This window comes from Desulfovibrio faecalis (genome assembly GCF_053570625.1).
The window spans coordinates 436174-462920 of sequence record NZ_JBRBQR010000001.1 but is presented as its reverse complement, the minus strand read 5'-3'; the positions used below and the strand labels follow the sequence as shown (position 1 = coordinate 462920).

The following is a 26747-nucleotide window of genomic DNA, read 5'->3' as shown; positions in this document are numbered from 1 at the left end:
TCTATTGGCGTCCCCCGTTTGTGGAACACAACATTTATTGTATAAGAAATTTCAAATTGCCATAGCCCTGTTTGTCCATCTCCTCATAGGGAATAAACCGGATAGCCACACTGTTAATACAATAGCGCAATCCGCCTTTGTCCTTGGGGCCGTCATCAAAGACATGCCCCAGATGGGAGTCGCCCACGCGGCTGCGCACCTCTATCCGCTTCATGCCGTAACTGTTGTCCGCGTGCTCGGTAATAACCGCCGGTTCAACAGGTTTGGTAAAGCTGGGCCAGCCGCAGCCGGAGTCAAATTTGTCGGCGGAAGAAAATAACGGTTCTCCGGTCACTACATCCACATAAATGCCCGGCTCTTTGTGGTCCCAGAGCTTCCCGGAAAAAGCCCGTTCCGTACCCGCCTTCTGGGTCACGTTATATTCTTCAGGGGTAAGGATTTTTTTCAATTCTGCATCAGAGGGTTTGGAGTATTTGCTTGGGTCTATCAAGCCGCTTTTTTCAGTTTGAATATCCTTGAGACTGTCAAAGTTGATGTGGCAGTATCCGCCGGGGTTCTTTTTCAGGTAGTCCTGGTGGTACTCTTCGGCGAGGAAGTATTTTTGCAGCGGCAGCAATTCCACGGCCAGTGGTTTCTCATACTTTTTCCGTACCCCATCCATGACGGAAGCGAGAATGTTCCGGTCAGTCTCGGTCACATAGTACATGCCGGTGCGATACTGGCTTCCTATGTCATTGCCCTGGCGATTGAGGCTGATCGGGTTGATGATTTTGAAAAATTGCTCCGCAAGTGTTTTGAGGCTTATAATGTTCGGGTCATAACGAACATGCACGGTTTCGGCGTGACCTGTTTTCCCGGAACAAACTTCCTTATAGGTGGGCTTATCCGTTGTACCGTTGGCATAGCCTGAAGTGACGTCATGCACGCCGGGAATTCTCGAAAAGTATTCTTCGACCCCCCAGAAACACCCTCCGGCAAAATAGATGTCGCGCAGGCCGGTTGCGGTGTTTGTCATTTTTGTATCCATGTCCTTTGCCCCGCTATTGGCTTTTTTATTGTCGGAAGGTGAAAGGCTGGCCGCCAGCGCCAGCGTCGCCGTCAGAAAAAGAGCCGAAAGCAGAAGGAATATTGTCGTTTTTTTCATGAATGCACCTCATTTGCCTTTGAAGGAGTTCAGTTCTCCCAGGATTTGAGCATTGGACTCATCGCCTACTATTTTTTTCAACACATCCCCGTTTGCGGTCAGATAAACCGCCGTGGGATAGGCGCGAATGCCAAATTCTCTGGTCACAGTGCCGGATTCATCGAAATAAATTGGAAAAGAAAGGCGTTGCGCTCTGGCCCAAGCAATGAAGTCCTCTTTTGATACTTCTCCGTTCAGGCCGGGCGTTACAATGGAGATTACGGCAATGTCCGGTGAAGAGGCGGCCTGTTCAGCCAGGGTCGTGAAGTCTTCAAGGCCAGCCAAACAGAGCGGGCACCACGTTGTCCAGAATTTGATATACGCGGTTTTGCCTCGCAACTGCGCAAGGCTCATCGTTTCCCGGTCCAGGCCCGGCAGGGACCGTTCATAGACCGGGCTGCTTATTGAAGATTGTGAGACTTCCGGGGGAGGCATGTCGCTTTCCGCACGCAGCAGGTTGATCTGGTTGTAGAGCATCCAGAAGCCCATAAGCATGATAAGGACGCCGCCCGCAATGCGGATTTTGTCGAAGTGAGGGTAGATACTCTTGACTCTCCCCAGAAGATGATGTGATCCCATGGCAAGAATCCAAAAAGGCAGGCTCAAGCCCAGAGAGTACACCAGCAGGAGCCAGCCCCCGGTGAGCGCGCTGCCCTGCTGTGAACTTATCCCGAGCACCGCGCCAAGCACGGGGCCAACGCAGGGCGTCCAGCCAAATGAAAAGAGAAAACCGAGTAGAAACGCTCCACCAAGCCCTTTTCGAGGATCAAAGCGCACGGACAGCCTTTTGTCTCTATTGAGAAAGGGGAGTGAAATCAGTCCGGTCTGATGGACGCCAAAAAGCACAATGATGGCCCCGCAGGCCAGAAAGAACGCATGGCTGTTGATGAAATGTCCCAAAGCGCCCGCGCCGAAACCAAGGAGAAAAAAGGATGCAGATAACCCGGAAGTGAAGGCCAACGCCTTGCTGAAGCTGGTTTTCCCTGACCTGTCTATCGGCATGGGGCTACCGGATAAATAGCCAAAATAAACCGGCAGCAGAGGCAAAACACAAGGGGAGAAAAAGGACAACAGCCCCGCCCCGAAAACGCTGGCAATAAAACCTATTGTAATAATTTCCATAAATTACTCATTCAAAAAGCCATAGGCTTCTGCTTTTACATAAGAATACGCACCCGCGTCCCGGTGTTGTTTGCGCTATCTATGTGGAGTTGCCATCCATGTTTGTTGATGATGAGTTTGGCGATATACAGGCCCACGCCTTTGCTGTTTACGGCTTTGAAGGCCTGCGCCGAACGTTTGCTGATATTTTCGACAACGTCCGGGGCCATGCCCTCGCCGCTGTCGGCAACGAGCAGTTCCACCATATCGCCCGCCTTTTGCAAAGAAAGGGAAACATACCCTTCAGCCGTGTATTTTAAGGCGTTGGAGAGCAGGTTGATAAGCACCTGAGCAAAACGGATTGAATCAGCAGGGATGACGATTTCCGGTTCGATCTCGCTGGTGAATGCCAACCCTTTTTGCGCAAAGCCGCCCTCATGCCCCAAGGCCACTTTTCTGGCGACTTCGGAAATGTCCGTGGGCGTGATGTTCAATTCAAAGGTGTCGTTTTCATAGATAAGGCGGTCCTCAAGCTCGTTCAGCAGTTCCCTGGTACGGGTGATTTCCGCGTGCATGGCCTCAAGGCGGGGTGCATCTGCTTTGTGGATGCCGTCCAAAATGGCTTCGATCTGGTTGAGCAAGATTTGCAAGGGGGTACGCAGTTCGTGAGAAAGATCGACAATAAGCTGTTGCCGGAATTTTTCCTGATTCAACAGCGACGTTCCAAGCGTATTGATGGAGTCGGCAATTTCGTGCATTTCCGCCACACTGCTTTGGATGACGACCCTGCTTTGCAAATGACCTCTGGATATTTCCTTGGCTGTGGCCGCTATATCGCGCACGGGCCTGGAAAGCCTGTAAAAGAACAGGATGGACACCAAAGCGCCGCAAAGGCTTATGCAGATAATGGCAAGAACAACGAGAGAAACGCCGCTGCCTCGAAAGGCGTCCGCCTCCGGTGATGTGATATGGTTGGTGAAATACCCGGCGCTCAGTTCGCCAACACGTTTTCCGTCCACCAGTATCGGATACTTCACGTTTGTATAGACATGGTTGGGGTTGGCGCAGCACCGCTCAACGCCTTTCTCGCTGGTATAGACGGTATTGCCCTGGTTGTCGGTAATGGTGAAATAGTCGCCGGACAGTTTGGCGATCTCCCCGGTTTCCGTTCCGTCGTAGCCGTTCCATGTGCCGAACATTTTGTAGTGGCTTGCCGCCTGCATAACCAGCATATGCTGGGTTTCTTCATGCACCTTGTCCACATAGTAGGAAAAAAACCTGTCTATGATGCGCAGACCGAAAAAGATGAACACGGTCACAGTGACAAGCGTGATAACGGCGAAAGACACCGCAAACAACCGGGTAAAAGGCCATTTTTTACGCATGACGCTTCACCCCCAGCATGTAGCCGTGGCCATGAACCGTTTTTATGATTTGCGGATTTTTGGGGTCGTCCTCAAGTTTTTGCCGGAGATGTCTGACATGGACATCCACCGTTCGGTCAAGGGCGTCCGGCGAATTGATATGCTCCACCAGCTTGTCACGGCTCACCAAAGCTTTTGCGTTGTTTGCCAGACACAGCAGGATGGAATATTCGTTGGGCGTCAGTTTGATTTCCACACCGTTTTTCGTGACCGTTCGCCGGTCAAGATGCAAAACGATTTCATGCTCCAACCGAATAGTGTTTTCGCTGGGGCGGGAGCGTTTGAGCACGGACTTTACCCTCATTGTCAATTCTCTGGGACTGAAGGGCTTGGTCAGGTAATCATCCGCGCCGTGGGCGAAGCCGCTGATTTTTGACTGTTCACTGCGTTTTGAGGTCAACATGATGACGGGAGTGTTGTACAAGCTGACAACCCTCTCGCATACATCTTCCCCGTTACCATCCGGCAACATAAGATCCAGAACAACCAGATCGGTATCCGCGTTTATGGACTGCAAGGCTTCGGCAACCGTCATAACATGCCGCACGTTATACCCCTCGCGCTTGAGGTACTCCATAACGGTTTCCGCTATTTTACTTTCATCTTCAACGATAAGAATATTGTACATACCGCATCCGCCTTGCTTGTTTACACATCGATTCTGTTCCGCATGCTGTATAGTAGGCGGTTGACGCCGTGGACACAATGAGGAAGCTATTTTTCGGCTGGTAGAATGCGTCTGCCAACTGTACATGCGGAATTCGGGGCAAAGGGAGTTCGCGCCGCTTTGCCCCGACATCCCGTGCTTACATTTTTTTGCCCATGTCACTGTCTTTTTTCATGTCGCCGTCCTTCATCATACCTTCCTTGCCCATGTCGCCGCCGGACTGCATGCCTTTGCCTTCCTTCATGCCGTCATCTTTCATCATGCCGCCCTTGTTCATGTCGCCGGACTGCATGCCGTCGCCCTTCATCATTCCGGTGTCTTTTTTCTGCATATCGCCGCCCTTATCCATCGCAAGTGCCGGGGTGAAAGCGAGGGAGCAAAGAACAACCGCGGAAGCCATGATGGAAAGAAGCTTTTTCATAAAATCCTCCAATGTGATGATGCGTGAAGGCATAACGCCTGGAAGTCTCCACACTTTGTGGGGCTCGACTTGTAGAGGCAAAGATATTGGAAAGTTGTTAAGAAATTATTGAGGTTTGTTCTTTGTTGCTGTTGGGAATAAAAATTCAAATATCCAAGCGATTGTAGTGGGTGGGTTTTCACCAAGTTGTTTACCGCCCCAGCCCTCGGCTCCGTTCCAAAGCCCTGTCCATTTCCCCGGTGATGGACGCAAAAGCCTGTTCACGGTCAGGGGCGAGGCGGATGTGATTCATGGCCTCCTTCTGCAAGGCTCCCTGTTCTGCCCAAGTGCCGCCGAAACGCCGTAGCCTTTCGGAAAGTTCCCGGCTCATTTCTTTCAGACACGGCGCTTCGGTGGTCATGTCGGCCTCCATCCGTTCCCGGCAGAAGGCAAAGGCTTCGGCCTTGTCTTCCGCCTCGTCAAAATACTCCATATAGGGCTTGATTTGCTCCTGATAATAGCTGTCAATCTTGCCGGGTTCCTGCTTGGCGAGAGCCAGTAAAACGGCCTGACATTCCTCAAGCGTTGGAGCCGGAACGGGCGTTGGAGCCGAAACAGGCTTGGGTGCAACATGGGGCGCGGGCTGCAAACCCTCGTTTTCCCGCTGCCGATTACGACTGCCGCGCATGGTGCGGATTCCCTTGCGTTCCATTGCCGCCACACTCGGCCCAAGGTGCGTTGTCGGAACGCGGTCAATGCCCTGGGCTTCCAATGTTCGGTGGTCGATACGGGCTTCATGTCCGGCGAGGCGTAAAGCATGGTTGGCCCGTTCCGCCCAAAGTTCCCGGCACTGGAGCAGCCATTCACGCGGGCGCAGCTCGTTGGTCTTTTTCGCGCCGCCTTTTGACGGGTCTTTCGCCGCCCGCTTGAACCACTGGCCGGGGGCGCGGCTGATACCATCGTTCACCCGCTCGGAGATGAGCAAATGGCAATGCGGATTTTCCTTGTCATGACCTTTGTGGACGGCGAAACTGTATGGCAGGGGGCCGTCCTTCGTCCGGGCCAAATCCCGGCAGAAAGAAGCCGCCAGAGCGGTCAACTGACCCGGTGACAATTCTTTGGGCAAGGCGAACTCAAGCTGCTTGAATAACCTGCCGTTCGCCCGCTCATGGGCGTCAGCGGCCTCCCAATAATTTCGGGGGGCATCTGACGCCCAGGCGGGCATATTCCCGTGGCCTTTATGGAGCAATTCGGTATGGTCGCTTGCGTACCTGCCGGAACGCTCAATATAGTCGCTGCGGACGGCGGCGCTCACGGACGAGCCACGGGATACGGTTTTCGCCGTCAGGTGGTAAATCGCCATGCGATTTCTTCCTCAGCCTCGCAGAGCGCACTCAGTTTCCAGGGGAAACTGGTAAGTGCGCCCTACCAGAGAGTAGGGATTCCGGCTGTTCCATCTTCGGCGCGGCTTCCGGCGCATCTGTTTTCGGCTCCAGGCGCTCGAACGCGGCCAGAACACGCTGCTTGTTGCGGGCATCCAGCGGTTCAGCCCAAGAGCGCAGCATGGTCTTTTGCGCTGGAGGCAGCCGCTTGAAAGCCACCTCGACCATGATGCCGAGCGCCACCAACTGACCGCCGCGCTCTTTACGCTTCTCCCGCGAGATTTGCGCTTTTTTTTCCTTGAGTTTGGTTTCCAGTTCCTCGACCTGTTTTTCCAGACGGGCGCTGCTCATACCGTCCTCTCGCTCTCGTCGGAATTGCCGAGACGCTTCACCAGGGCGGTGATGTCTTCGGCTCTCCAGGCGGTAGTGCGCGGGCCGAGTTTTACGGGCTTGGGAAAACGCCCGGTTTTGCAGCCCTCCCACCAGACGCTTTTGCTGATGGGGATGATGGCGAGAACCTGGGGCAAGCGAAGAAAGCCGGTGGATGGAATGTTGGTAAGCATACAAGCTCCTTTCCGTTGGGTTGATGGGGAGAGGAGCGAAAAAAAACGCGCTCCTCGGACACTGTGGTCAAAGGAGCGCGGTGGCTCTCGCAAATGAGGCTCTGGGCCTTCTGGAAATTTCACTATTACAGGTTCGGACGGAAGTCCAGCCGGAAATCTACGCGGCCTGTTCCTGCCGCGCTTTTTCTTTCAGCTCCGATAAAAAGTCGGCCCAATCCTGCATCATCTTGCGGCGCTCCGGCAGATACTCGGCGTGATTGTATGAGGCCCGCACCCCGTTGCGCTCGGCGTGGGCAAGCTGGCGCTCGATCCAATCCCTGTTGTACCCTTTTTCATTGAGTACGGTGGAAGCCATGGAACGGAAGCCGTGGAAGGTCATTTCGTCTTTGGAGTAGCCCAACCGCCGCAAGGCGAAAACGAGGCTTATGCTGCGTATGGGCGTATCTCCTTTGGGCTTGTCCTTTTCAATTTTCGGTCTGCCGGGAAAAAGGAAACGATATTGCCCGGTGACGGCGTGAAGCTCCCGCAGTATTTCAAGCGACTGCCGGGAGAGCGGAACGATATGCGTCTGCCGCATTTTCATCACTTCCGCCGGTATGCGCCATTCCGCAGCCTCCAGGTCGAAGTGCGCCCATTCCGCGCTGGCAAGCTCCTTGGCCCGAACAAAAACGAGAGGCGCGAGTTTGAGGGCGCATTGCATCTGAAACATGCCGGTGGTGGAATCCAGGGCTAACAGAAGTTTGCCTATGGCTCTGGCTTCGGTAACGGCGGCGAAGTGCTTGACCGTCCGCATAGGCGTGATGGCTCCGCGCAAGTCGTGGGCCACGTCCCTCTCCGCTCTGCCGGTGGCAATGGCGTAGCGAAAAATTCTCCCGCACTCACGCATGGCAAGATGCGCCACGCAGACAGCGCCCCGGCCCTCTATTTTTCGCAAAGCGGCCAGTAGCTCCGGCGCGGTAATGCTCTTGATGGGCCGCTTGCCGATGGCCGGAAAAACCATATCCTCAAGCCGGTGCATGATGTGGCCCTTGTAGCTCTCCGACCAATCGCCGGAATACTTTTCAACCCATTCCCGCGCCACGGCCTCAAAAGAGTTCCTGGCCGCGTTTGTCGCTTCCCGTTTGGCCTCCTGCTTGGCCGCGCTGGGGTCGATGTTATCCACCAGCAGCTTCTTGGCCTCTTCGCGCCGTTCCCGCGCTTCTTTCAGGCTGATGGCGGGGTACGGCCCGATAACCAGAAGTTTTTGCTTCCCAAGATAGCGATAGGCCAGCCGCCAGGACTTCTTACCCTCCGGCGTGATGTAAAGAAACAGCCCGCCGCCGTCCGAGTGTTTTTGCACTTTTCCGTTGGGCTGCTTGCGCTTTACAAAGGTGTCCGTGAGTTTCATGTTTGGCTCCAAGGTAAGAAATTCTTGTTAAAATCAACATTTATACCAACAAATTTTGTATAAATATAATTATACAAGCAAATTATAGCTAATAAAAAAGCAATTTCACATTTCCCGGTTCCCATTTTTTCCGAAAATGGCTATGTTCATTATATTCCGCTTGTACCAGGCAAATCAAGCAACAAACAGATACCAAAAACGTACCAACGTGTCTACCAACACGGAGTACGGATTTTGCCGGATAAGGGCGGACGCAAAGCGGAACAAATGACCGGGTAATTATTTGAATATACAGTATATATAAGACTATTCAGGACAGTAAAAAATGCTTGTTTTCATTCTTGACCAAGATGGCATCCAGAACCTCTAGCAAGCTGGGGAAGTGCTGCTCCACGATGCTTGCCGCATGTTGGCGTGCCGGGGTCACCTCATCCACATCCCAGGCTCGCACTGTCAACAGCACATAGTCCAAAACAGCAAGGGCCGGGGAATCATCCCCGGCCCTTGGCTGTGCTTGCTCTACAAAGAATCGTCGTATCAGCCAGTTCAGGTTTCTCCTGCAGCCAGGGAAAATGCCTGACAGCATTTTTTCAACACGCCAATCTTCAAGACAGTTGAACAAATTGAAGGTTACTGGATCAAGGTTTGCAGCTTTCAGCACGCTAAAATCTGTGTGCCGTATATGAGCCGCCTCATGGTCTGTAAACCCCTTGGCGAGTGCCAGCAATTCCGGCTCACAATCCATGGGCAACGATGGCAGATGGATAACTTTACCGTTGGTGCAGGCTTCCTTGCCGCCAATACGTACCTGCACGCCATAGCGGTCGCCAAGGATGGACGCCAGCAGGGGCAGACAGTTGAGAACGTCTTTTGTGCGTACCATGGCGTCACCACAGACCAAGGCTGGGGATGGCAGGATGCGGCAAAGCGCTGTCAGCCACGGGAATCTCAGGCAGGATGGGTTCATCGTCCATATTCCCATCCATGGAGCCATCCATCTGTCCAGCAAGGCCGTCCGGCTCGTGGATAACGTCTGGACCAGCCAACAGGGCATCCAGCACAAATGCCGGGCCGTAGCCCTCAATTACTTTCTGAGCGTGGCCCACAAGAGTCGTACTGTCCTTGAGCAGGCAGACCAGCCCTTGCAAAAGCAGCAGGTCTGTACCCGTGATGTTGCCCTTCTTGGGCATGCGCAGCAGGGCTGCCTGCACGATGTCAGCCACCGGGGCCACATGCGGCTCTACGAAAGACAAGCCAGTGAGCTTGGCATGCAGGGTGCGCAGCGGTGAGAGCGCCTTGTGGGTTACCTCCGTCTTGCCGTGATAAACCCTGCGCCAGATATCGTCAGCCGACTTGGCCACCTCATCAAACAGTGTGCCGCCGAGGCCCTGCACCTCTTCCGCCAGCCCGGCTTCCAGCACAGCGGTGTTGTCTGTGTGCTGCTCAAGCGGAGCCACCTTGTACAACTGCCAGCGGAAATCCATGCGGGCGCGGACATATTCAGGCCCCACAAGGGAGTTACGAATGATTTCGCCCCACTGATGGTGCTTCTCAATCCATGCCTGCACATTTTGGTCATAGTCAGCCAGAAATGCTTCCTTTTCTTTCTGGAATTCAGTGCGGATGTTAAGCAGCTCCTGCACGATTTCGCCGGCCTTTTCTTCGGGAATGGCCCAGCCAGACATGAACCGCACCCCGTTCCGGTCAAGGTAGTTGAAGGCGCGGGCTTTGAGTGTGCCGAACACCTTGAGGTTTTCCGGGTCGGCAATGCGCTTTGAGCCCAGAGAAGCCAGATCTTCGGGGGGCAGTTCCGCACCCCCCAGGTCTTCCTGGCTCATTTTGCGCCGGGCTGACCATAAGCTGACGTTAAGGTTAAGGGCCAGCAAATTGTCCAAAATGCGGATATCAGAAACAAGCTGAGTCATGGTAGCCTCCTAGAATGAGCTTTTTGTTGTATTGAGGGAGTAGCCTTCTTTGATTTTCTTTTCTGCGCGTGCTTCAAGCTCCATCACGGAATTGTTGCCCTCACAGTTTTCGGCGGGAATAAAGTGCTGCTGGCCAACGGTGTCCGGCTTGCCCCACTTTAGCGTGAGGCCCACAGGGCTAGCCTCGCCGATCCAGAACTTGCCGTCCTGCTTTTTGCTGGAAAGGTTGTGGACTACCTGAAGATAAACGAGGGGCTTGGTCACTGTCGGTGTGTGGTGCAGATGGCCACGCATGAAGTGTAGGGCTTGCTCGCCTTGCAGGATTTCAATTTCTGCCGTTACGGTCTGGGGGGACTCACCTTCCATCTGCTGCGGGAACATACGCTGAGCCAGCTCGTGCAGCATGGCGCGGGTTTCACGGCTTGCACGGTAGGCCAGAGCCCGGTCAAGGGCGTAGGTTACAGGCTGCACGCCTTGATGGGCCAGAGGCTGAAAGCGAACGGTCAGATCACCCCATCGCAGCAAACTGCGCGTGGAGAATGTAACTTCAATGGCGTTGGTCAGATTGCTGGTGGAAGCCTCTCCCATGAAGAGTTTTCGAACCTCATTGGCGTAGTCCACCATCGTGGAGCACAATGATTCGGGCAGCGATGGGAAGCGCCGGGCAAGCAGGCTCTTTTCCACATCGGCAGATGGATAGCACACTTCGCAGATGGTGAAGCGGTCCAGCCATGCAAGGTTCTGCCGCTGGGTGCCCTGGTATAGGCCGGTGTCGTCGCCACCGCCATTGGTATTGGCCGTGGCAACCAGACGGAACATGGGGTGTGGCACAATCAGTTCGCCGCCGTTTTCCGCTATGCACAGGGGGGAGCCGTCCAATACGCTATTCAGCCCTGCTGCAATCTCTGGCGAGGTCAGGTCGATCTCATTCAGCAGCAAAAGTGCGCCGTAACGCATGGCAAGCGCAAGCGGGCCGTACTCGAAGGTCATGTTGCCATTTTTTACTGTCAGGTGACCAACCAGGTCGGCAAACTCCAGCCGCCCGTGCCCAGTAACCTCAAAGACTGGATAGTTTAGGCGGGCTGCCAGCTGCTTGATGCATGTCGTTTTGCCGCAGCCTGTAGGGCCGAAGACGTACAGCGGGTCCTGGGGGTTGAGAAACCAGACCACAACATCGCGGCTGGACTCATGGAAGATATATTCGTGGTCAATAGCCGGGGTGTAGGCCGAAGGGACGGCGAAGCCTCTGACAGTGGTGCCGGATGGTTTGCCGCTGAAGACCTGACCGGCATCAAGATCCGTGGGCTGCAGCTTACAAAGGTCGTTGATATTATTCATGCATAGCTCCTTAAAACGAAAACTGCCCCAGGGCGGGGCGGTTGTAGTGAATGTGATAAAAGTGAGGGGGATGGCTATCAGCTAAACATCTTTCAGTTTATGGGCGAAATGCTCAATTTTTCGAAAGGTGAGCCCGTACGCTCACAGCGGGCCAGCAAGGCGTTTACGTCGATGTCTCCCAAATGCTCCGCATGAAAAATCTCGGTCAACTCCTCCCGCAGAGCATCCTTGTCCAACGTGGTTCGACCTGCTGTCACAGACATGCGGAATCGGTAGTTTCCCGTGTCTACCCAATCCCGTGTGCCAGCCTGGCGGTGAACAAGTTTGAGCACAGTTTCCATCTCTTTGATTTCGCTATCTAAAGCGGTGCGCTGCTCCTTGAGGGCCGCCAGCTTTTCAAGTGCCGGTTCCCATTGCGGCATATGCACGCCCTGTGGGAACTTGGGGCAGTCGCCATTGTATTCGCAGTAGGAACAGATTGGGTAAAAACCTTGGGCGCAGGTTACCTGTGAAAGGGACAAATTCCCGGCACGGTGGGCCGTGAGGTCGCCCCAGAGTTGGACCGCATGATCAAGGGCCGTATCCAGCATGGCCTGATTGAAAGTGTAGGGACCAAAGGTGGTCACGTCCTTCATGGAAAGGCAGAGCAGCCAGGCTTCTATACTCAGTTTCTCAGCTTGCTTGGGCAACTGAAGGCCAAGTTGGGCACGGCAAAGTTGAGGGAAGGTCATCTTCTCATGCAGAAGCGTACCGTCCTCAGCACGGAGGCTGAAGAAGGGCTTGTTCCATGCTTTTACCAAAAAGCCGATTTGCCCGTGTAGTTGCAGCAGATGGGAATCGTGAGGCGAAGCTGGCAGCTTGTCCGTACTCTTCACTTCCAGAATCCGTATGGCATTGACGGGCGCACCCCAGACCAGCACAAAATCAAGATGGGCTTTGATGGGCACGCCCTGATGCTGCCAGTTAATCTCAAGCTGGGGCAAAATATGCAGGCCCAACGATGTCAGTGCCTGCCCAACCCCAGATTCAAACCAGTGCCCTCGCTGCAGCGTAAGCAGGCGCTCCAGGCTGTTTGTGGTGGGCAGCACTTTTCTAGCCAGTGCAGCCCGTGGGCATTCCCAGTGCTGGCCAATGTCACTCATACCAATGTAGGTGGAACGGTCACCCAAATGGGCAAGTGTGTCTTTGTGGGCAACGGCTTGCAGCCCCTGTCTGATCAACGCCCGTAATCCTTCCGTGCGGTCCTTCTGTTCCATGGCCTAGTCTCCATAAAAGTGAAAGGGCCACCATCAGGCAGCCCTTTCACTCGATATTTTGATTTTTGCTATGCGGCATCAACATACTTCCACCACAATTTCTTCTGCGGGTTCCAGCGGAAGCCCGAACCGGTCAGTAATTCCTTTTTGGCCTGTGTGTTGCCTGTAGCGATGATGCAGGGACGCCCATCCTGAGCTGTAACCTGCTGGTAGGTGACACCTTCAAGCGGCGGGAGATTTTCAAGGTTTGCTGGCGGTCGATTTGAGGGGGCCGAAATGTTGTTTGCGGTGGATGAGTTGCGTTGTTCCCCTTTTTGCGATTCAGGGGCAACTACGGGCAATTTAGGGCGTAATGTCGACTTGCGTCCAATTTTTGCCCTCTCACCGTCGTCATCTTCCGTGACCATGCCCAGCATGGCGGTCAAAGCGTACCTCCTTGCGTAGGTCATGGCCGAACCCATGCCTTGAGGGTCGGCTTTGGGCAAAGACACCACTGCCAGCGAGCTTTGCCATTGCCCAGATTCCGCATGCGTCAGCTTGGTAACCAGTCCCAAAGAGTTGGGCTGCTCCACCGGCACCGGATACTGGCACAGCCAGATGCCGTTTTCAATAAGCGCATCGCGGCAGGCGTCCATGACGCTGTTAAGGCTGGCGTACCAGCTTTTGGTGAAAGGATTTTCAGCATCTTTTGTAACTGGTTGCACGGTTCGCTGCACGTTGAGCAGGACTTTGGCCAAATCGGTGATGTTTTCTGATTGGTATTGGTTCATATAAAAATCCTCCTATGATACCAGAATGACAAAGCCCCGCCCAGCTTAGTGCTGGACAGGGCTATTAGGGTGATTTGAAGCATTACTCTGGCGTTCTTGTAAGAGTAATATATTCTTAAGATTTGACGAATAACATTGTCCCATATTCCATCCTTATGCTCCTATGCCACACTAAATTTTTCAATGGAATACTTTTCGGGGGGAGGGTCAGAACAGCAAGGGAATTTAAGTGTATTAAGATAGTCTTTACGCGCTTGCTTGCCCCGTAGAAAATCGATTTCAGCGTCCAGGCAGTAATGATTCCGGAAGTGTTTCGCCCCGGCCGAAAGCACTGCTACGTCGTTCTCATGACGGAACTCCCAGACCTCGACATCCTTGCCGTCGACGGTCTTCAGCTGTTGGTCGGTGTCGACCAGCCATTTAGTGTGTTCCGAAGTCCAAGGCATTCACGTCCCATCCCTGATTTAGTTGTCCTTCAATTTCAACAGCTCATCGTCCAGTCCGTAGCGAACCACGTCGATCCGGTCGCTGCGTTGTGAAACAAAATCTCCTGTCAACACGGGGAGCTGGAATGGGAAGAATGTCGGGTTGTTCAGGAGCAGCCCTAATGCGCCCTTGGCCTCCGGGGTGGCCAGGAGTGCTGACTCGAACATCAGGATGGCCAGGCTTGGCTCGGCAATGCTCACAGGAGCGGCTTTCTCATAGCAGCCCTTGGCCTCGGAATCCTTCAGGGCTCCCCAGGCGACAAAAGATCGGATGATATATTGCGCATAACGGCTAACGGTTTGCCGGTCACCATACCGCTCCTTAAGGCGATTGATGATCTGCGTTTGGGTCACCTGATCCTGCAAGGCCAACAGGCGGCCGGTCTGGCGGGCCACGTTGAACCAGAAGGGATAGACCGCCGAGATCATCCCCCAGTGGACCGCCAGGGCCATGGACGGGTTTTTCCTCAGAAACGCCAGCGAGGCATCCCGGAATGGAATCAACTCGGGGTCAGGAGAGACCCAGATCTTCATCAGATTGTTGACGACAAAGGTCCTGGTCTGATCGCTTCGTTCGCCTTCGGAGCCGTTACCTTTTCGATCAGCTAGAAACTCATGCAGCTCCTGGCGGATGGTTTTGGCGTCGAGTCCCGCCAGCAGCAGATTGGCTGCTTTCTGCATCCACTCGAAACGAATCGCCTGCTTGATGCCAATGGATTCATGTCGTTTACCCATCACCGTGTTCTCCTTTCAAACTTTACAAGGGGCACGATGACTTCTTCGATGGCTACACCGCCGTGACCTACGATGACATCTCCCGGGTTCACGAATGCGTCGCGGCCACCGGCCACCAGGGGGAAATAATCTGCGGGCAACCCGACCGGCTGCCACTCGTGGGCAAACGGGAAGACCCCAGCCACCTGAGAGCGGAGTTCCGGCGTGGGATAGACACGAACACGCTCGCCGCGAGTTTCGGCAATCACACATTCAGAAGGTCGGCCTTTGCCTCCGCATTGGATGTTGCCGTGATCGGCCGTCAGCCAGACCTCATAACCGTATTCCAGCAGTTGGCCGACCAGGGCAGCCAGGAATCCACCCCGGCACCACTGCTTGATCTGGTTGTGCATCCCGGCCGCGCCGAGTTGCATTCCGTGCATGATCTTGTCCACTTTATCCACGACAAACCCCACCACCTTGGTCTTCCCGGGGTAGATTGAGGAGTCGAGGACGCCAGCAGCATCGCCGTCGCCAGGAACTCAGTAATACTTGAGGTTGGCACGACAAATTGTGGCGCAATCCCGGCTTTTCGTTGCCAGACCTCCCTCCGCCACATCTCCTTTTTGCCCAGTCTACAAATATATCCATCGTCGCCAGCCTCCAAGATGATATAAAAAACCAGCCACTGCACGTAGTTATGATAAAAATGAGATCTAAATCGCACGTAAAAGCTCTGCGATGAATAACTCCTGACGCGCCGTGAAACTCGCTGCCTTGACACGAATTACGGCATTAAGTTAGTAAACACTTACCAACTTAATGGAGGGGCAATGGGCATTAGAAAAAGCAGTACGGCCAGAAAATCCGAAATTGTTGCCGCAACGCTGTCATTGGTTGCCGAACTGGGGCCGGGGGGTGTGAGCACCCAGGCTGTGGCCGACCGTGTTGGCATTACCCAGGCTGGTGTGTTTCGTCATTTTTCCACAAAGCAGGATCTTTGGCTTGCGGTGGCTGAGTGGCTGATAACAGAAGCAAAAAAACGTTGGGAAGAAGCCTGTAAAACAGAAGTAAGCGCTTTTGAAAAAATAAAAAAAGTCATTGGCGCGCATTTAGAGTTTGTTCAACATACACCAGCGCTGCATTCCCTCATATTCTCACGCGAGTTGCATGCACAAAATGATTTATTGCGTCAGGCTTTTAACTCGATGGCCTCCGACTTTAATAATTTATTGGCCGAACTATCCAGACAAGCTCAGATAGATCGCGATTTGTCTTGCGTGTTTACCCCACAGGAAATAGCCAGTCTCCTTTTAACCTTGGCATCAGGTCTTGCCACGCGGTGGTCGCTCGGCGGCCGCACTTTTGACCTTGCAACAGAAAGCCGTCGGCTTCTGGAAATTTTGCTACATGGCATGCACGGGGCATGCTGACAGGCAAAGGAATAATTCATGCCCAAATTTAACAGAATGATTCTATCAACGGCATTTATTGGCATAATTGCCGTTGTCGTGCCGAGTTACATGTATTTTCACCCCGTTGCTGTCCAGGTCATTGAACCGATTCCAGAGGCGCAAATTCAGGTATTTGGCCTTGGAACGGTGGAGGCGAAAGTCAAATCAAACGTGGGGTTCAAGGTAAACGGGATTCTGCGTGAATTAAAGGCTGACCACGGCGATGTTGTAAAGAAGGGCCAGGTTCTGGCTGTTCTGGACAACGTGGAACAAGAAAATCAGGTGGCCAAGGCTTTGGCAAACCTGGAAAAGGCCAGAGCCAACCTAAATATTGCGAAGGCCAATTTTCAAAAATCGCGCATTAACCTTGCGTTGAAGCAGCAACAAAGCAATCGCCGCCATATGTTGAAACAACAAAACGCGGTCACAGTTGAAGAAGTTGAGGTATCGCTTGCCACAACCAAAACAGCTGAAGCCGAAGTGGATTTGGCTGGAGCTGAGGTTGCAGCAGCCGCCGCAAGTTTAAGGGATGCAGAGGTTCAAGTCAGTTTATCAAAGGAAGTGCTGTCTCAGCATTTTCTAACGGCACCGTATGACGCCATGATCATAAGCCGTCACGCTGAAATGGGCACAATGCTGCAAACCGGGGAACCAGCTTTCACGCTGGTGGATCCCTGCTCGGTATGGGTTCGCGCCTTTGTCGACGAGGCAAAGGCTGGACATATAGAGGTTGGTCAGCCGGCTGAGGTTCGCCTACGGTCCCTTCCTGGGCAGCGATTTGTCGGCAGGGTCGCGCGGGTGGATCTGGAAAGTGACAGAATAGGCGAAGAACGGCGTATTTACGTGACCTGGGGGAATTGCCCGCGTGATTTTCACCTGGGCGAGCAGGCCGAGGTGGTCATTTCAACTGATCTTTTGAATGACGTGGTGCTGGTTCCGGAAACCCAGATTTCTGAGCGGAATGGTAACAGTGGAGAGGTTTGGACGTTGGAGAACGGCACACTCCATCTGCGCCGATTGAGCTTTGGGCAAGGCACGCTTGAAGGCTCTCTGCCGGTGATCCAGGGATTGCCCGAAGCAAGCCAGGTAGTTGCTACTCCGTCGCCCAGCTTACGGCAAGGCCGTAGAGCGGTAATACTGCCACGGAGCATTCCATGAATCTGGCGGCGCATGATATCCGGCACAATTTGGGGAGATTCTCGCTGACGTGCCTGGGGCTCAGCCTGCTTTTGGGTCTTGTGCTATCGATGGTCGGCATTTATCGCGGCCTGGTTGAAGAAGCGTTGTCTTTGTCCAGAGCGCCTGAGGCCGATCTGTGGGTAGTGGAGGCTGGAAAAAAAGGTCCTTTCGCTGAATCGTCAAGAATACCTGGTGATACCAGGGAAATAATTGCCAGCCTGTCTACGGTGGCCGCATCAGGCTCTATAACCTATCAATCAGTTGAAACTACGCACAACGAAAAAAAGATCAGGCTTTACATGGTGGGATATGAGCCAGGGAGACCAGGAGAACCCGCGAATACAATCGCGGGGCGTTTTATAACCCGTGGTCACTATGAAATGTTGGCTGACATCAAGAGCGGGCTAAGTTTGGGCGAAGAGGTTCGCTTGGGGCGAAACACGTTTGTTGTGGTGGGGTTGACCCAAAACCAGGTTTCTTCGGGCGGTGACCCTGTGGCCTATATTACGTTGCAGGACGCGCAACGCCTGCAATTTGAACTGGAGCCCCCGGTTGCGCGGCGGGAAGCCGAGCGTGGCACCGCGCCAGCCAGCAGGGATATCATCAACGCGGTGGTTGTTAAAGTTGCGACAGGAGCAAATCCAGAGAGGGTCGTGCAGTCCGTTAGCCGCTGGAAACATCTCACGGGGTTAAGCCAGTCAATTCAGGAGGATATCTTGATAAAATCGGTGGTCGACAAATCTCGCCGCCAGATCGGGCTTTTCACTGTCGTGTTGCTTGCCGTTTCTTCCGTCATCATTTCACTTCTTATTTATACCATGACCATGGATAAAAGGCGCGAGATAGCCACGCTCAAATTGATTGGCGCTCCAGACAGCATCATTGTTGGGCTTATTGTTCAGGAAGCTGTAGCCATGGCTGTGATCGGTTTTTCCTTGGGAGCCTTGCTTATCAGGCTTACCAAGAACTATTTTCCCCGGCAGGTAATCCTTATGCCAGAGGACGGATTGTCTTTGGCCTGCGCAGTGCTGATTTTATGTGTGCTTGCCAGTGGCATGGGTGTGCGCCTTGCGCTGAAAATTGAGCCTGCCGTAGCTTTGGGAGGATAGAATATGTCCAACCACAGAATGCCGCTGGTCAACATTCAGAACCTTTCAAAATCATTTGGGCAGGGCGATGCGCAAGTTGACGCCCTAAAGCAAATTTCGTTGCAGGTGTATCCGGGTGAGGTTGTTGGATTGCTTGGCCCGAGCGGTTCCGGCAAAAGTACCCTGCTCAATATCATTGGGTGCATCCTGGAGCCAAGCAGCGGGCGCATGGAACTCGATGGACAGCTTGTTTATGACGGGGGATGGCGGCAGAAGGATTTACGCCGTCTGCGGTTGGACAGCATTGGTTTTATATTCCAGTTTCACAATCTGCTGCCTTTTTTAAATGCCGCTGAAAACATTGCCATTGTTTTAGAACTTGCCAAAGTTTCACCAGATGCAGCCCGCCAACGCGCGATGGATTTGTTAAAATATCTGCAGGTTGAGCACAGAAGTGAAACGGCGCCGTCACGGCTTTCTGGCGGAGAAGCCCAGCGGGTCGCCATTGCCCGGGCATTGGCCAACAAGCCCCGAATTATTCTCGCTGACGAACCCACCGCTGCCCTAGATTCAGAACGCGCTGGCGTTGTGATGGATTTGTTTCGCAAAGTAGCCGCAGAGCAAAACGCCACGGTATTGGTTGTAACCCACGATGAAAAAATTTTTGATCGTTTTGATCAAACATTTTACCTCCGGGACGGCAAACTGGTGCAGGATGACTGAGGCGGCTCTGTTGCCCATCCGTATTCGGAGCGAAGAGGCATTTTGCAAGCCCCAGCTGTAGCACGAGAGCACTGGTTTTTTTGCAGGGTCAAGGAAGCGCATACCCCGCACTTTTGGGCATGACAGTTTGATACATGCCGAACATATCGCGTTGCAGCACCTTGCTGCAGGTCGGATAAAGACCATTACCGTAAACTGCTCTTTGAAACCAAACTGATGGAGCGAACGTCCGGTTTTATACTGCTCTTTTAGTTTTTGAAAAAATGTCTGGGATTCATAAATAGAATTTGAGAGAAAAATGTTGTAGCATGGCTTATGTTCAAAATCTCCTTGAGGCGCGATGCTTTTTGCAACTTTTTTGTATCATAACTATTCGAAATTCTGACGATAGTTATATATCCATAGCCGGGAAGCATTAATATCAATCACTCAGAGCATGTATTACCGCTGGAGAAACCCATTTTTGGACAATGCCGCCCAGATTTTCGAAACAGCCACGACAAACCGTCGGGAAGAACGTCTTGCGGCAGAGGTAAGCCACCGGTATGTGAAAACAGGTCTATGTGCACTTCTTTACGTTCGTGAAAAAGTAGGAGCACACGCCCGGCAGTTTTTGCAAAATACCGCGCAATAGCTGGCGCAGGGCGTTCCCCTTGGTGTGAAAGGTTCTTCGTCGTTTGATGTGGAATTCATGAAGCCACTACGACCTGAATCGGGGCCGCAATCAGGTAGACCATGGTGATGAAGTTCTCCACGTTCCGGTATCCTCGGGCCCTGGCCCTTGCCGCCTGGAACAGGCCATTGAAGCCTTCGAGCCTCGCATTGGTGTGCAAGGAATGCCAACGATGAAGGATTCGCGGCAAATGCCTCTCAAAGCTGGCCAATGCTCCGCGCACGGGTTCCAATAGCGGGCAGTCGGCCGCGTACTCGGCGGCATGCTTGAGAAAATGGGTTATGCGCCACTTGGCGGCCTGCTTCGATTCGGCCCGTCGAACCCAGCGCAGAAGTTCTTTGACACGGTAGGCCTTGGCGGTAGCGAAGCCCTGCTCGACGAGTTCCAGGAGAGCACTCTCCTGATTCTGCGTGCGTATTGTCTCGGCGCCCTTGAGTACGGCCCAACGGGTGTGGTCCGGCAGCTTTGACTGCCTGGCCTCAAGCTTTCTGACGTCATCGACGGCCTTGGTGAAGAGTTGGACGACATGAAACCAGTCGACTGTCACCGAGGCAGACTTGAACTTCTGTTCGACGGCGGAGAGGAACGCAGGCGACATGTCGCAAACTACCTCGACGATGTTTTCAGGACAGCCTTCATGGGCTTCAATGAACGCGCAGAACTGAGTCAGGCATTCCTTGCCCTTACCTGGAGTCGCGAAGATCACGGGCCTGTCGGAACGATCCAGGTCAATGAAGACGGTGATGTAATTGTGCCCACGCTTGGACGCGGTCTCATCCAGACCGATGGCCTTGATGTCTTTCAAGTTCAGCGCATTGATGGCTTTGGCCACATAGTGATGGACGATGCGCCACAGGCGGGTATCCGTGACCTCGACATGACGCGCTACGGCATTGACCGGCATCTCTCGAACGAGGCTCATGACAACCTGCTCAAAAAGCAGGGTAAACCGGCTGCCTTCCCTGGCCCATGGGGCTTCGACGCGTCGGATTCCATGTTCCGGGCAATTGATCCTCGGCAGTCGGGCTGTGAGGTAACAGTGATGCTGGAAGAAGTTGAGATGCCGCCACGTGAATTCCTTGAAGTCGTGAGCCTTGCACGCGGCTCCGCACTCGGGACACGGATACAGCGCTCCGCGGTCGGCACCGATCTCCAGGTGGAGCTTGGTTGGCGTATGGTCGGTATCAAGACGTTGGCTCATAACTTTCCAGGGCGGCGTGAGGCCGAGGCCCAAGGCAAAGATTTCTTCAGCTTGCATGGCAGTCCTCCTAAAGGAGGGCTATCCAAACTGATTGAGGTCGGTCAATTCCACATCAAACGACGAAGAACCGTGTGAAAACACTCCAACCAGTTAATTTCTTGGAGGCGTACCATGAACATCACAGCCGACATGAAGGTCAGCGACATTGCACTGGCCGACACACGATTGCGTGAAGCTTTAGAGACCATGGGCATAGATACCTGCTGCGGCGGGCAAAAGCCCTTGCGGGATGCCGCACTTGCCATCGCCCACCCTGTGGAAAATGTTGTGCAGGAGCTGCACAAGGCTCTGGAACGCCCCCTGCCCCTGCGCGCACCACAAAAAGACTGGCGCGCCGTTCTCCCCTGCGAATTGTGTCGCCACATTGTGGATACGCACCATGCCTACCTGTACAGCACTCTCCCCCATCTTCAGGAGCTCTTGGACAAGGTACGCAAGGCCCATGCCGAGCGGCACGGTGCCATGCTGACCGAAGTAGCCCGCAGCTTTGAGCCCCTGCGCCAGGAGCTGCTGGGGCATCTGCCCAAAGAGGAAAACATTCTCTTCCCCCTTATTTGCGCACTGGAACAACAGACCGCTGGCGGCCCCCCCGCCCAATCGCACTGCGGCTCGGTGCGTAATCCCATAGGCCAGATGATTTATGAACACGAAGGGGCGGGTAGGTTGCTGGAGGCCCTGCGCAAGACCACACAGAACTACGCAGTGCTGCCGGACTTCTGCACCTCATTCAGGGCCCTGTACGATGGTCTGCAACAACTTGAAGCTGATCTTCACGAGCATATCTTTCTGGAAAACAACATTCTTTTTCCCAAGGCGATAAGTTTGGAGGAACAGGTACGGACAACATAACTGTACCGCAGTACCTGCGTGAAGATGGCGTATGATAAGACAGGAAAATTGCTAATCTTCACGTGCCCTTCACCTTTGAGCGACTGCGCGGAAGGAGACGAACGTGGTCATGCTGGCTCTGGCGTCCATGGGCGTGCTTCAGCCAACATCATCATGTTCATATCGTCGCACTGTTTTCGCATCCCTTTGCAGATTTTTTATACAAGTTACTTAAGTTATAGTGTTTTGTCTGGAAGTGATGGGTATTGGGCGTTGCTCACTCTTCACCGCAACCGTGCAGCAGGCTATGCTATATCCCTTCGATTTCTTTATGCCCACGCTGCTGCGCTCGTTATTCACCACGCCTGTATGCCCCACGCATGGCTACTGCACTATGTGGCGCTACTGAGCCTCGTGCTCTCTGCCGTCTAATTTTTGCAGTGCATTTTGCATGATGGGGTAGGAATACGCAAAAGGCTTCTCGTCCGCTCCCCCTGAGTTTTATATATCTGGCAACACTGCCATTGGTGGCGCGGCTCTTTCAAAGTAAACAGGTTAGCCTGTAACTGGCATTGAAGGAGTATCTATGAGTTTTGCCCTCAAACGCATCTACGACCAACCCTTGGCCGCAGACGGCCTGCGCATTCTGGTGGACCGCATCTGGCCGCGCGGCATGACAAAGGAAGAAGCCCGTGTGGAGCTCTGGCTCAAGGAAATTGCCCCCTCTACGGAGCTGCGCAAATGGTTTGCCCACGACCCTGCAAAATGGACGACATTTCGAGAGCGCTACTTCGTGGAGTTGAGCCATGCCCCGGATGCGGTAGCGCAGCTGCGCACGTTGGCGGAGCATCAGTTGGTGACACTGCTACACGCCGCAAAGGACGACAAGCATAACAACGCCGTGGCTCTACTGGAATATATATGCCGACACGCCGGGTAATCTTGCCCGCACTTTACGGTTTTTGTGAGCGTAATCATCGCTGCACAACCGCCAACATGTTCAATAGTCAGCACCACTGACACACAGTGGAAAGCCCATTGCGCTGACGCCGCCGTCTGCGCATCCCAAGGAGCATATATGAGACACTCCGGAAGACAAGCGCTGCGCCAGCTCGGTCAGGTCGGCCTGCTTGAGGGCATCCAGCACATCCTGCCGGGTGGTCTTCATGCGATCCACCCAGTCATGCTCGGCGGGCAGCACCGCCTCGGCGGTGGAGAGCCAGGACGCCGTCGGGCTGTGGTCCATGATGAACTCGCGCAGGGCGTCCAGCTCATCTAGGGCCTTCACGGCCTTTTCGTGCGCCAGCACTTCGGGAGCGCTGTAGCGGAAGTTTTTCAGCTTACCCGGCGAGGAGTAGGCCTGGAGCGATTCAAAGAAGCCCTTGGCCTCGTCCAGCCCGCTGGCCTGGCTGGCTAGGTCGGTTCCCGCGAGCAGGTCCAGGCCCCAGAAGGAGAGCCCTTCGCGCAGGGTCTGCTGGGTCATGACGATGCGCTTGACGATCTTGCCCACCGCTTGTTGCAGGTTCTGCACCGGCTCGTCCTTGCCCTGGGTGACGAGCTGGGCCATGCCCGGCGTCATGCCGAGCAGTTCGAACAGCGCTTTGAGCGCGGGCAGGTTCCATTCCTTGGGCTGCTCCAGGTGCTTGAAGCGGACCAGCTCGTCCATGCCGGTCGCAGCAAGCTGCTGTAGTCCGGTGGCGTCAAACTTTTTGCCCGGAATGGCGAGCACGATGTCGCCGGAATAGACCAGCGAAGCCAGGATGACCGCCACCCATTCCGGCTCAAGCCGACCACCGCCGGGGTTCATGTATTCCAGCCCGTGGTCGTCCTGAATGATCTCGCTGCGGTTGACCACCTGGCCGTGGCCCTTGCCCTTGACGGCATCGAGGATGAACGTGGTGTACTTCGATTTGTTGGGGGTGATTTTCTCGCCGTCGAGCAGCTCCAGGGCGTCCAGCACGGCGGTGGCCTGTTTGGTACGGTTCTGCCCGGCAATGGCTCGCAGGGCGTCCTGCGCGGCCTGGGCGCGGTTGTTGCCGGTGATCAGGACCGAGAAGAACGGGTAGTCCGGGGCCTGGTTCTCGAAGTTCGGTGCCAGGCAGACACCGGCAATGGTGTTCACCAGGTCACGGAAATTGATAGTCTCGTGGGGCGACAGACCGGACAGATCGCGGATGGATTTGCCCTTGGCCCATTCGGTCATGGACTTGGCGCGGCCCTGATAAGTGACCTCGAAGGCATCGCTCATGTGCTTCTGCAGCCACTGGACCAGCTTCTTCAGGAAACCGTTGGCCTTCGATTCATAGGTGGCCTTGGCGTGGCCCGAGGAGGTGGCGGCAAGATCCAGGGCTGCCGCGTAACTCTTCAGCGCGGTCTGGAATTCCTCGTCGGTGCCTTTCAGGCGGAAAAAGACCTCGTCGTTGACCTTGTCGTCCTTGAAGCGCGGCGGATCGTTGGGCTGGATGAAGTAGAGGTAGAAGTCCCGCTGCGGCACGGCGGTAGAGCGCTCGTTGGGAGCGCCGAAAAAGAGGTAGCCTGTGCGGGCGGCCTTGTGCTCCTGCCAGACCAGTTCGTGCTGCCAGATCTTGTAGCCGGTCACGTAGGTGGCATCCTGGCATTCCATGACCCGCTTGAGCGCCTCGTAATAGAAACGGTCGAGCTGGGCCTGGCCCAGGCTTTCGGCCCGCTTGTCGATCAGGGCGTCGAAGTCGTCGGTCTTCTTCAGGTCGAGATAGAACTGGCGGTTGTCGGCATTGAAGGAGATGAACTGGCCGCTGACCGTTTTGTGGATCTCGCGCAGGACCGTTTCCACATGGGTCTGCAAGTCCTTATCCGGTTCGTCGCTGCCCAGCTCGGCGATCAGCGGATCGAAAAGACAGAGGCGGTCGCGCAGCTCCTCGGCGGATGCGCCCATGGGAGCATAGATGTCGCCGGTGGTGAGGCGGTGGACGGACAGCGCATGGATGAGGCGCAGCGCCATCGGCTTGTATTGCTTACGGGTGATGGCGTTCTCGATGCGGGATTCCAGCACCTGGCTGCAATCGATGACCGCCCGGATCTCGGGAATGGCGCGGAACGAGGCGTTCTGCTTGAGCGTGTTCCAGTAGCTGTCGAAGGCGATCAGGCCAGGCTCGTCCTGCGGCACGTCCTTACCGAGAATGCCCTTCATACCTATGGACAGGGTTTTGAGCACCTCGCGTTTTTCCACCACGGTAACCCGCTCGAAGGTGTCGATGTAATCGGGATGCACGGGAAAGAGCCGGACGAACTCGTCCATGCGCTCGTTGAGGCCGCCATAGTATTTGGCAAAGGGCATCAGGTAGTCGCGGATCTTGGCCTGTTGCTCTGTGGTCTTCTTAAGCAGACGCTCGGCCACAACGAATTTGACGTCGCTACGGGCAATGAGGATCTGCTCGAAGCGGTCCTTCACCCGGCGGATGCTGTCGGCGACAAAGGCGAAGCGCGGGCTATCGAAAATGGCTTCCTGGACACCGGCCATGAAGCGGAAGCGCAGGTCCTTGCAGACCTCGCCGACCTCGCGGAGGAAGTTGAGGTCGAGGATCAGCTCCTGGTCCTTGCGGGTGCGCAAGTAGTCGAGCAGCTCGTCGACCACAAGCAGCAGTCCGTGTTCGGGGAAGATCTCGCCAAACTTGGCCATCATGTCCTCGAAGGCCCGTTTGTGGCTGGTAATGGTCCCGGCTTCGGGGAACACATACTCCACGCCGAGTTTTTCGAGATGTTCTTCCAGTTCGGCCACTAGGATGTCGCGCAGGGACATGGTGGTGGCTCCGATTTCGGTACGGATGACCTTGAACCGACCGGCGATCTGAGAGGCTGCGTCGCGGACACCGGAGTGGTTCAGCCCTTCCAGCAGGGAGGCGTCTGCGGCAAGACTGGAGACCACCGACATCAAGTGCGACTTACCGGTGCCGTAGTTACCGACGACCAGCAGGCCTTTGTTGTCGACCGGCTGGTCGAACTGCATCTGAGGAATGACAAGCTGCGTGAGCCGTTCGGCCATTTCCTCGGAAATGACATAGGTGTTTACGAGTGTGTGCGCGGCGCTGGATTTGTCCGCGTCTCGTAATTGAACGACCGACTCAATCGGGTCGAACTGGATAAGGTCTCCGTATTTCATGCTTGCCCTGCCTCTCTATTGTTTTTTGCCGAATCGACCGTGTCTGTACCATCCATGCCCACAATCAGCGCATCGACCGAGTCATAGCTGCGGTACTCGGGATGGCCGTTTTCGGCGTACAAAAGCCTCCCGGAATTCATGATTCCGTTCCACGAAGCCACCACGGCCCGATTTCTCGAAATGGACTGCAGCAGGCGCAAGGGGTCCTGCTGGAGATCCTTGTCGAAGAGGATCTCGAGATTATCCAGCACCACCGGTGCTTGAGCCTGATCCGCGATCTGATCGAGGATGCCCGGCAACCGAAGCGACCTCTGCTTTGCCGTCAGCTCCAAGAGTTCGCTGGAAAGCGCCAGATTGACGTTGACGACGGATGAGCCGACAGTCTCGGCCAATTTTCGAAGAACTCTTGTCTTGCCTGAACCGGTTTTGCCTACCAGTAGAATCAGGCGGTAATAGAGACCTTCAACAGCCTGGATGGACTGTATTAGTGTATTATGAATATTTTCAGTCAGATATTTCTTTCTCAGTAGAGTCTATTGATTTTTTTGTCAGTACCATTATCAAGCCCCGAGTTTCGAACGCAATCGATTTTTTTTGCAGACTAGAGCCTGCTCTAATCATTAGCAAGAATCTTTGGAGCAAACGAGGCATAATGGTCGGGTTTTCTGACGGTGGCGGGGCTGCGGCACTACTTGCTGCCATGAGGCAGGATGTGACCTTTCTGGGAACAGTTGCAGGCAATCTTGATATTGATGCTTGGGCAAACCTGCAGGGCGTGAGCTAGCTTGCAGAAACTTTGAACCCTAAG

At 54.4% G+C, this 26747-nt stretch carries 25 protein-coding genes and 2 pseudogenes; 7 read left to right on the top strand and 20 right to left on the bottom strand.

Going from position 1 to position 26747, the window contains the following annotated elements; translation table 11 throughout:
• Positions 1-34: 34 nt before the first annotated feature.
• The 17 genes and pseudogenes from msrB to ACUZ79_RS01890 form a co-directional block, all read right to left on the bottom strand.
• Positions 35-1144 carry a peptide-methionine (R)-S-oxide reductase MsrB gene (gene msrB, locus ACUZ79_RS01970; RefSeq protein WP_449250553.1) on the bottom strand — a complete coding sequence of 370 codons (1110 nt, stop codon included), beginning with the start codon at positions 1142-1144 and terminating at the stop codon, positions 35-37.
• Positions 1145-1153: 9 nt separating this feature from the next.
• Entirely contained in the window at positions 1154-2305 is a 1152-nt protein-coding gene (locus tag ACUZ79_RS01965) for a cytochrome c biogenesis protein CcdA (protein ID WP_449250552.1), read from the bottom strand.
• Positions 2306-2340: 35 nt separating this feature from the next.
• Positions 2341-3669 carry a sensor histidine kinase gene (locus ACUZ79_RS01960; RefSeq protein WP_449250551.1) on the bottom strand — a complete coding sequence of 443 codons (1329 nt, stop codon included), beginning with the start codon at positions 3667-3669 and terminating at the stop codon, positions 2341-2343.
• Positions 3662-4336, bottom strand: a complete 675-nt coding sequence (locus ACUZ79_RS01955) for a response regulator transcription factor (protein ID WP_449250550.1) — start codon at positions 4334-4336, stop codon at positions 3662-3664. Before ACUZ79_RS01955 ends, ACUZ79_RS01960 begins: the two co-directional genes overlap by 8 nt.
• Positions 4337-4514: 178 nt before the next feature.
• Complete coding sequence (locus ACUZ79_RS01950) at positions 4515-4796, bottom strand: hypothetical protein (RefSeq protein ID WP_449250549.1); 282 nt, start codon at positions 4794-4796, stop codon at positions 4515-4517.
• Positions 4797-4986: 190 nt separating this feature from the next.
• On the bottom strand, positions 4987-6138 hold the full coding sequence (locus ACUZ79_RS01945; RefSeq protein WP_449250548.1) for a MobA/MobL family protein: 1152 nt from the start codon (positions 6136-6138) through the stop codon (positions 4987-4989).
• A 31-nt stretch (positions 6139-6169) separates the two neighbouring features.
• Positions 6170-6508 (bottom strand): hypothetical protein, encoded by a 339-nt coding sequence (locus ACUZ79_RS01940; RefSeq protein WP_449250547.1) that lies wholly within the window; start codon positions 6506-6508, stop codon positions 6170-6172.
• A complete protein-coding gene (locus tag ACUZ79_RS01935; RefSeq protein ID WP_449250546.1) occupies positions 6505-6720 on the bottom strand; it encodes a helix-turn-helix transcriptional regulator in 216 nt (71 codons plus the stop codon). Before ACUZ79_RS01935 ends, ACUZ79_RS01940 begins: the two co-directional genes overlap by 4 nt.
• 157 nt (positions 6721-6877) lie before the next feature.
• Positions 6878-8107, bottom strand: coding sequence for a tyrosine-type recombinase/integrase (locus tag ACUZ79_RS01930; protein WP_449250545.1), 1230 nt, complete (start codon positions 8105-8107; stop codon positions 6878-6880).
• Positions 8108-8417: 310 nt separating this feature from the next.
• Positions 8418-8990, bottom strand: coding sequence for a hypothetical protein (locus ACUZ79_RS01925; RefSeq protein ID WP_449250544.1), 573 nt, complete (start codon positions 8988-8990; stop codon positions 8418-8420).
• A 4-nt stretch (positions 8991-8994) separates the two neighbouring features.
• The gene (locus tag ACUZ79_RS01920; protein ID WP_449250543.1) at positions 8995-10032 is read right to left on the bottom strand and encodes a DUF3150 domain-containing protein; all 1038 of its coding nucleotides are present in this window, start codon (positions 10030-10032) and stop codon (positions 8995-8997) included.
• A 369-nt stretch (positions 10033-10401) separates the two neighbouring features.
• Positions 10402-11370: pseudogene (locus ACUZ79_RS01915) on the bottom strand (AAA family ATPase); the annotation flags it as partial.
• A 92-nt stretch (positions 11371-11462) separates the two neighbouring features.
• On the bottom strand, positions 11463-12626 hold the full coding sequence (locus tag ACUZ79_RS01910; RefSeq protein WP_449250542.1) for a hypothetical protein: 1164 nt from the start codon (positions 12624-12626) through the stop codon (positions 11463-11465).
• Between the two features lie 68 nt (positions 12627-12694).
• A complete protein-coding gene (locus tag ACUZ79_RS01905) occupies positions 12695-13396 on the bottom strand; it encodes an ERF family protein (protein WP_449250541.1) in 702 nt (233 codons plus the stop codon).
• Positions 13397-13557: 161 nt separating this feature from the next.
• Entirely contained in the window at positions 13558-13842 is a 285-nt protein-coding gene (locus tag ACUZ79_RS01900; protein WP_252209384.1) for a hypothetical protein, read from the bottom strand.
• Between the two features lie 18 nt (positions 13843-13860).
• Positions 13861-14616, bottom strand: coding sequence for a hypothetical protein (locus tag ACUZ79_RS01895; protein ID WP_449250540.1), 756 nt, complete (start codon positions 14614-14616; stop codon positions 13861-13863).
• Positions 14616-15110, bottom strand: a pseudogene (locus ACUZ79_RS01890) (PglZ domain-containing protein); the annotation flags it as partial. The pseudogene ACUZ79_RS01890 and the gene ACUZ79_RS01895, both read right to left, overlap by 1 nt.
• Before the next feature lie 318 nt (positions 15111-15428).
• On the opposite strand from ACUZ79_RS01890, the gene ACUZ79_RS01885 reads away from it, so the two are divergent.
• From ACUZ79_RS01885 to ACUZ79_RS01870, 4 genes are read left to right on the top strand one after another with little or no spacing between them, the layout of a single operon-like run.
• Positions 15429-16028 carry a TetR/AcrR family transcriptional regulator gene (locus ACUZ79_RS01885; RefSeq protein WP_374283474.1) on the top strand — a complete coding sequence of 200 codons (600 nt, stop codon included), beginning with the start codon at positions 15429-15431 and terminating at the stop codon, positions 16026-16028.
• 18 nt (positions 16029-16046) lie between these two features.
• Positions 16047-17207 (top strand): efflux RND transporter periplasmic adaptor subunit, encoded by a 1161-nt coding sequence (locus ACUZ79_RS01880; RefSeq protein ID WP_303192895.1) that lies wholly within the window; start codon positions 16047-16049, stop codon positions 17205-17207.
• The gene (locus tag ACUZ79_RS01875; RefSeq protein WP_303192894.1) at positions 17204-18337 is read left to right on the top strand and encodes an ABC transporter permease; all 1134 of its coding nucleotides are present in this window, start codon (positions 17204-17206) and stop codon (positions 18335-18337) included. Before ACUZ79_RS01880 ends, ACUZ79_RS01875 begins: the two co-directional genes overlap by 4 nt.
• Before the next feature lie 3 nt (positions 18338-18340).
• Positions 18341-19039 carry an ABC transporter ATP-binding protein gene (locus ACUZ79_RS01870; RefSeq protein ID WP_303192893.1) on the top strand — a complete coding sequence of 233 codons (699 nt, stop codon included), beginning with the start codon at positions 18341-18343 and terminating at the stop codon, positions 19037-19039.
• Between the two features lie 689 nt (positions 19040-19728).
• Here the strand turns inward: ACUZ79_RS01870 and ACUZ79_RS01865 are convergent.
• Positions 19729-20970 carry an ISL3 family transposase gene (locus ACUZ79_RS01865; RefSeq protein ID WP_449250523.1) on the bottom strand — a complete coding sequence of 414 codons (1242 nt, stop codon included), beginning with the start codon at positions 20968-20970 and terminating at the stop codon, positions 19729-19731.
• Between the two features lie 114 nt (positions 20971-21084).
• Between ACUZ79_RS01865 and ACUZ79_RS01860 the strand changes: the two genes are divergently transcribed.
• Together ACUZ79_RS01860 and ACUZ79_RS01855 are read left to right on the top strand one after the other, a co-directional pair.
• Entirely contained in the window at positions 21085-21822 is a 738-nt protein-coding gene (locus ACUZ79_RS01860) for a DUF542 domain-containing protein (protein ID WP_303192892.1), read from the top strand.
• Positions 21823-22387: 565 nt separating this feature from the next.
• Positions 22388-22741 (top strand): DUF488 domain-containing protein, encoded by a 354-nt coding sequence (locus ACUZ79_RS01855; protein ID WP_303192891.1) that lies wholly within the window; start codon positions 22388-22390, stop codon positions 22739-22741.
• A gap of 60 nt (positions 22742-22801) precedes the next feature.
• Here the strand turns inward: ACUZ79_RS01855 and ACUZ79_RS01850 are convergent, their stop codons facing one another.
• Entirely contained in the window at positions 22802-25939 is a 3138-nt protein-coding gene (locus ACUZ79_RS01850; protein WP_449250539.1) for a DUF6079 family protein, read from the bottom strand.
• Entirely contained in the window at positions 25936-26424 is a 489-nt protein-coding gene (gene brxF / locus ACUZ79_RS01845; protein WP_449252154.1) for a BREX-3 system P-loop-containing protein BrxF, read from the bottom strand. Before brxF ends, ACUZ79_RS01850 begins: the two co-directional genes overlap by 4 nt.
• A 167-nt stretch (positions 26425-26591) precedes the next feature.
• Here brxF and ACUZ79_RS01840 point away from each other — a divergent pair, with 167 nt between their 5' ends.
• Positions 26592-26723, top strand: coding sequence for a hypothetical protein (locus ACUZ79_RS01840; RefSeq protein WP_256267771.1), 132 nt, complete (start codon positions 26592-26594; stop codon positions 26721-26723).
• Positions 26724-26747: the final 24 nt, after the last annotated feature.

Excerpts from the sequence above, each read along its gene's own strand:
- msrB (WP_449250553.1), bottom strand. The coding sequence starts at position 1,144 with ATGAAAAAAACGACAATATTCCTTCTGCTTTCGGCTCTTTTTCTGACG.
- ACUZ79_RS01965 (WP_449250552.1), bottom strand. The coding sequence starts at position 2,305 with ATGGAAATTATTACAATAGGTTTTATTGCCAGCGTTTTCGGGGCGGGG.
- ACUZ79_RS01960 (WP_449250551.1), bottom strand. The coding sequence starts at position 3,669 with ATGCGTAAAAAATGGCCTTTTACCCGGTTGTTTGCGGTGTCTTTCGCC.
- ACUZ79_RS01955 (WP_449250550.1), bottom strand. The coding sequence starts at position 4,336 with ATGTACAATATTCTTATCGTTGAAGATGAAAGTAAAATAGCGGAAACC.
- ACUZ79_RS01950 (WP_449250549.1), bottom strand. The coding sequence starts at position 4,796 with ATGAAAAAGCTTCTTTCCATCATGGCTTCCGCGGTTGTTCTTTGCTCC.
- ACUZ79_RS01945 (WP_449250548.1), bottom strand. The coding sequence starts at position 6,138 with ATGGCGATTTACCACCTGACGGCGAAAACCGTATCCCGTGGCTCGTCC.
- ACUZ79_RS01940 (WP_449250547.1), bottom strand. The coding sequence starts at position 6,508 with ATGAGCAGCGCCCGTCTGGAAAAACAGGTCGAGGAACTGGAAACCAAA.
- ACUZ79_RS01935 (WP_449250546.1), bottom strand. The coding sequence starts at position 6,720 with ATGCTTACCAACATTCCATCCACCGGCTTTCTTCGCTTGCCCCAGGTT.
- ACUZ79_RS01930 (WP_449250545.1), bottom strand. The coding sequence starts at position 8,107 with ATGAAACTCACGGACACCTTTGTAAAGCGCAAGCAGCCCAACGGAAAA.
- ACUZ79_RS01925 (WP_449250544.1), bottom strand. The coding sequence starts at position 8,990 with ATGGTACGCACAAAAGACGTTCTCAACTGTCTGCCCCTGCTGGCGTCC.
- ACUZ79_RS01920 (WP_449250543.1), bottom strand. The coding sequence starts at position 10,032 with ATGACTCAGCTTGTTTCTGATATCCGCATTTTGGACAATTTGCTGGCC.
- ACUZ79_RS01910 (WP_449250542.1), bottom strand. The coding sequence starts at position 12,626 with ATGGAACAGAAGGACCGCACGGAAGGATTACGGGCGTTGATCAGACAG.
- ACUZ79_RS01905 (WP_449250541.1), bottom strand. The coding sequence starts at position 13,396 with ATGAACCAATACCAATCAGAAAACATCACCGATTTGGCCAAAGTCCTG.
- ACUZ79_RS01900 (WP_252209384.1), bottom strand. The coding sequence starts at position 13,842 with ATGCCTTGGACTTCGGAACACACTAAATGGCTGGTCGACACCGACCAA.
- ACUZ79_RS01895 (WP_449250540.1), bottom strand. The coding sequence starts at position 14,616 with ATGGGTAAACGACATGAATCCATTGGCATCAAGCAGGCGATTCGTTTC.
- ACUZ79_RS01885 (WP_374283474.1), top strand. The coding sequence starts at position 15,429 with ATGGGCATTAGAAAAAGCAGTACGGCCAGAAAATCCGAAATTGTTGCC.
- ACUZ79_RS01880 (WP_303192895.1), top strand. The coding sequence starts at position 16,047 with ATGCCCAAATTTAACAGAATGATTCTATCAACGGCATTTATTGGCATA.
- ACUZ79_RS01875 (WP_303192894.1), top strand. The coding sequence starts at position 17,204 with ATGAATCTGGCGGCGCATGATATCCGGCACAATTTGGGGAGATTCTCG.
- ACUZ79_RS01870 (WP_303192893.1), top strand. The coding sequence starts at position 18,341 with ATGTCCAACCACAGAATGCCGCTGGTCAACATTCAGAACCTTTCAAAA.
- ACUZ79_RS01865 (WP_449250523.1), bottom strand. The coding sequence starts at position 20,970 with ATGCAAGCTGAAGAAATCTTTGCCTTGGGCCTCGGCCTCACGCCGCCC.
- ACUZ79_RS01860 (WP_303192892.1), top strand. The coding sequence starts at position 21,085 with ATGAACATCACAGCCGACATGAAGGTCAGCGACATTGCACTGGCCGAC.
- ACUZ79_RS01855 (WP_303192891.1), top strand. The coding sequence starts at position 22,388 with ATGAGTTTTGCCCTCAAACGCATCTACGACCAACCCTTGGCCGCAGAC.
- ACUZ79_RS01850 (WP_449250539.1), bottom strand. The coding sequence starts at position 25,939 with ATGAAATACGGAGACCTTATCCAGTTCGACCCGATTGAGTCGGTCGTT.
- ACUZ79_RS01840 (WP_256267771.1), top strand. The coding sequence starts at position 26,592 with ATGGTCGGGTTTTCTGACGGTGGCGGGGCTGCGGCACTACTTGCTGCC.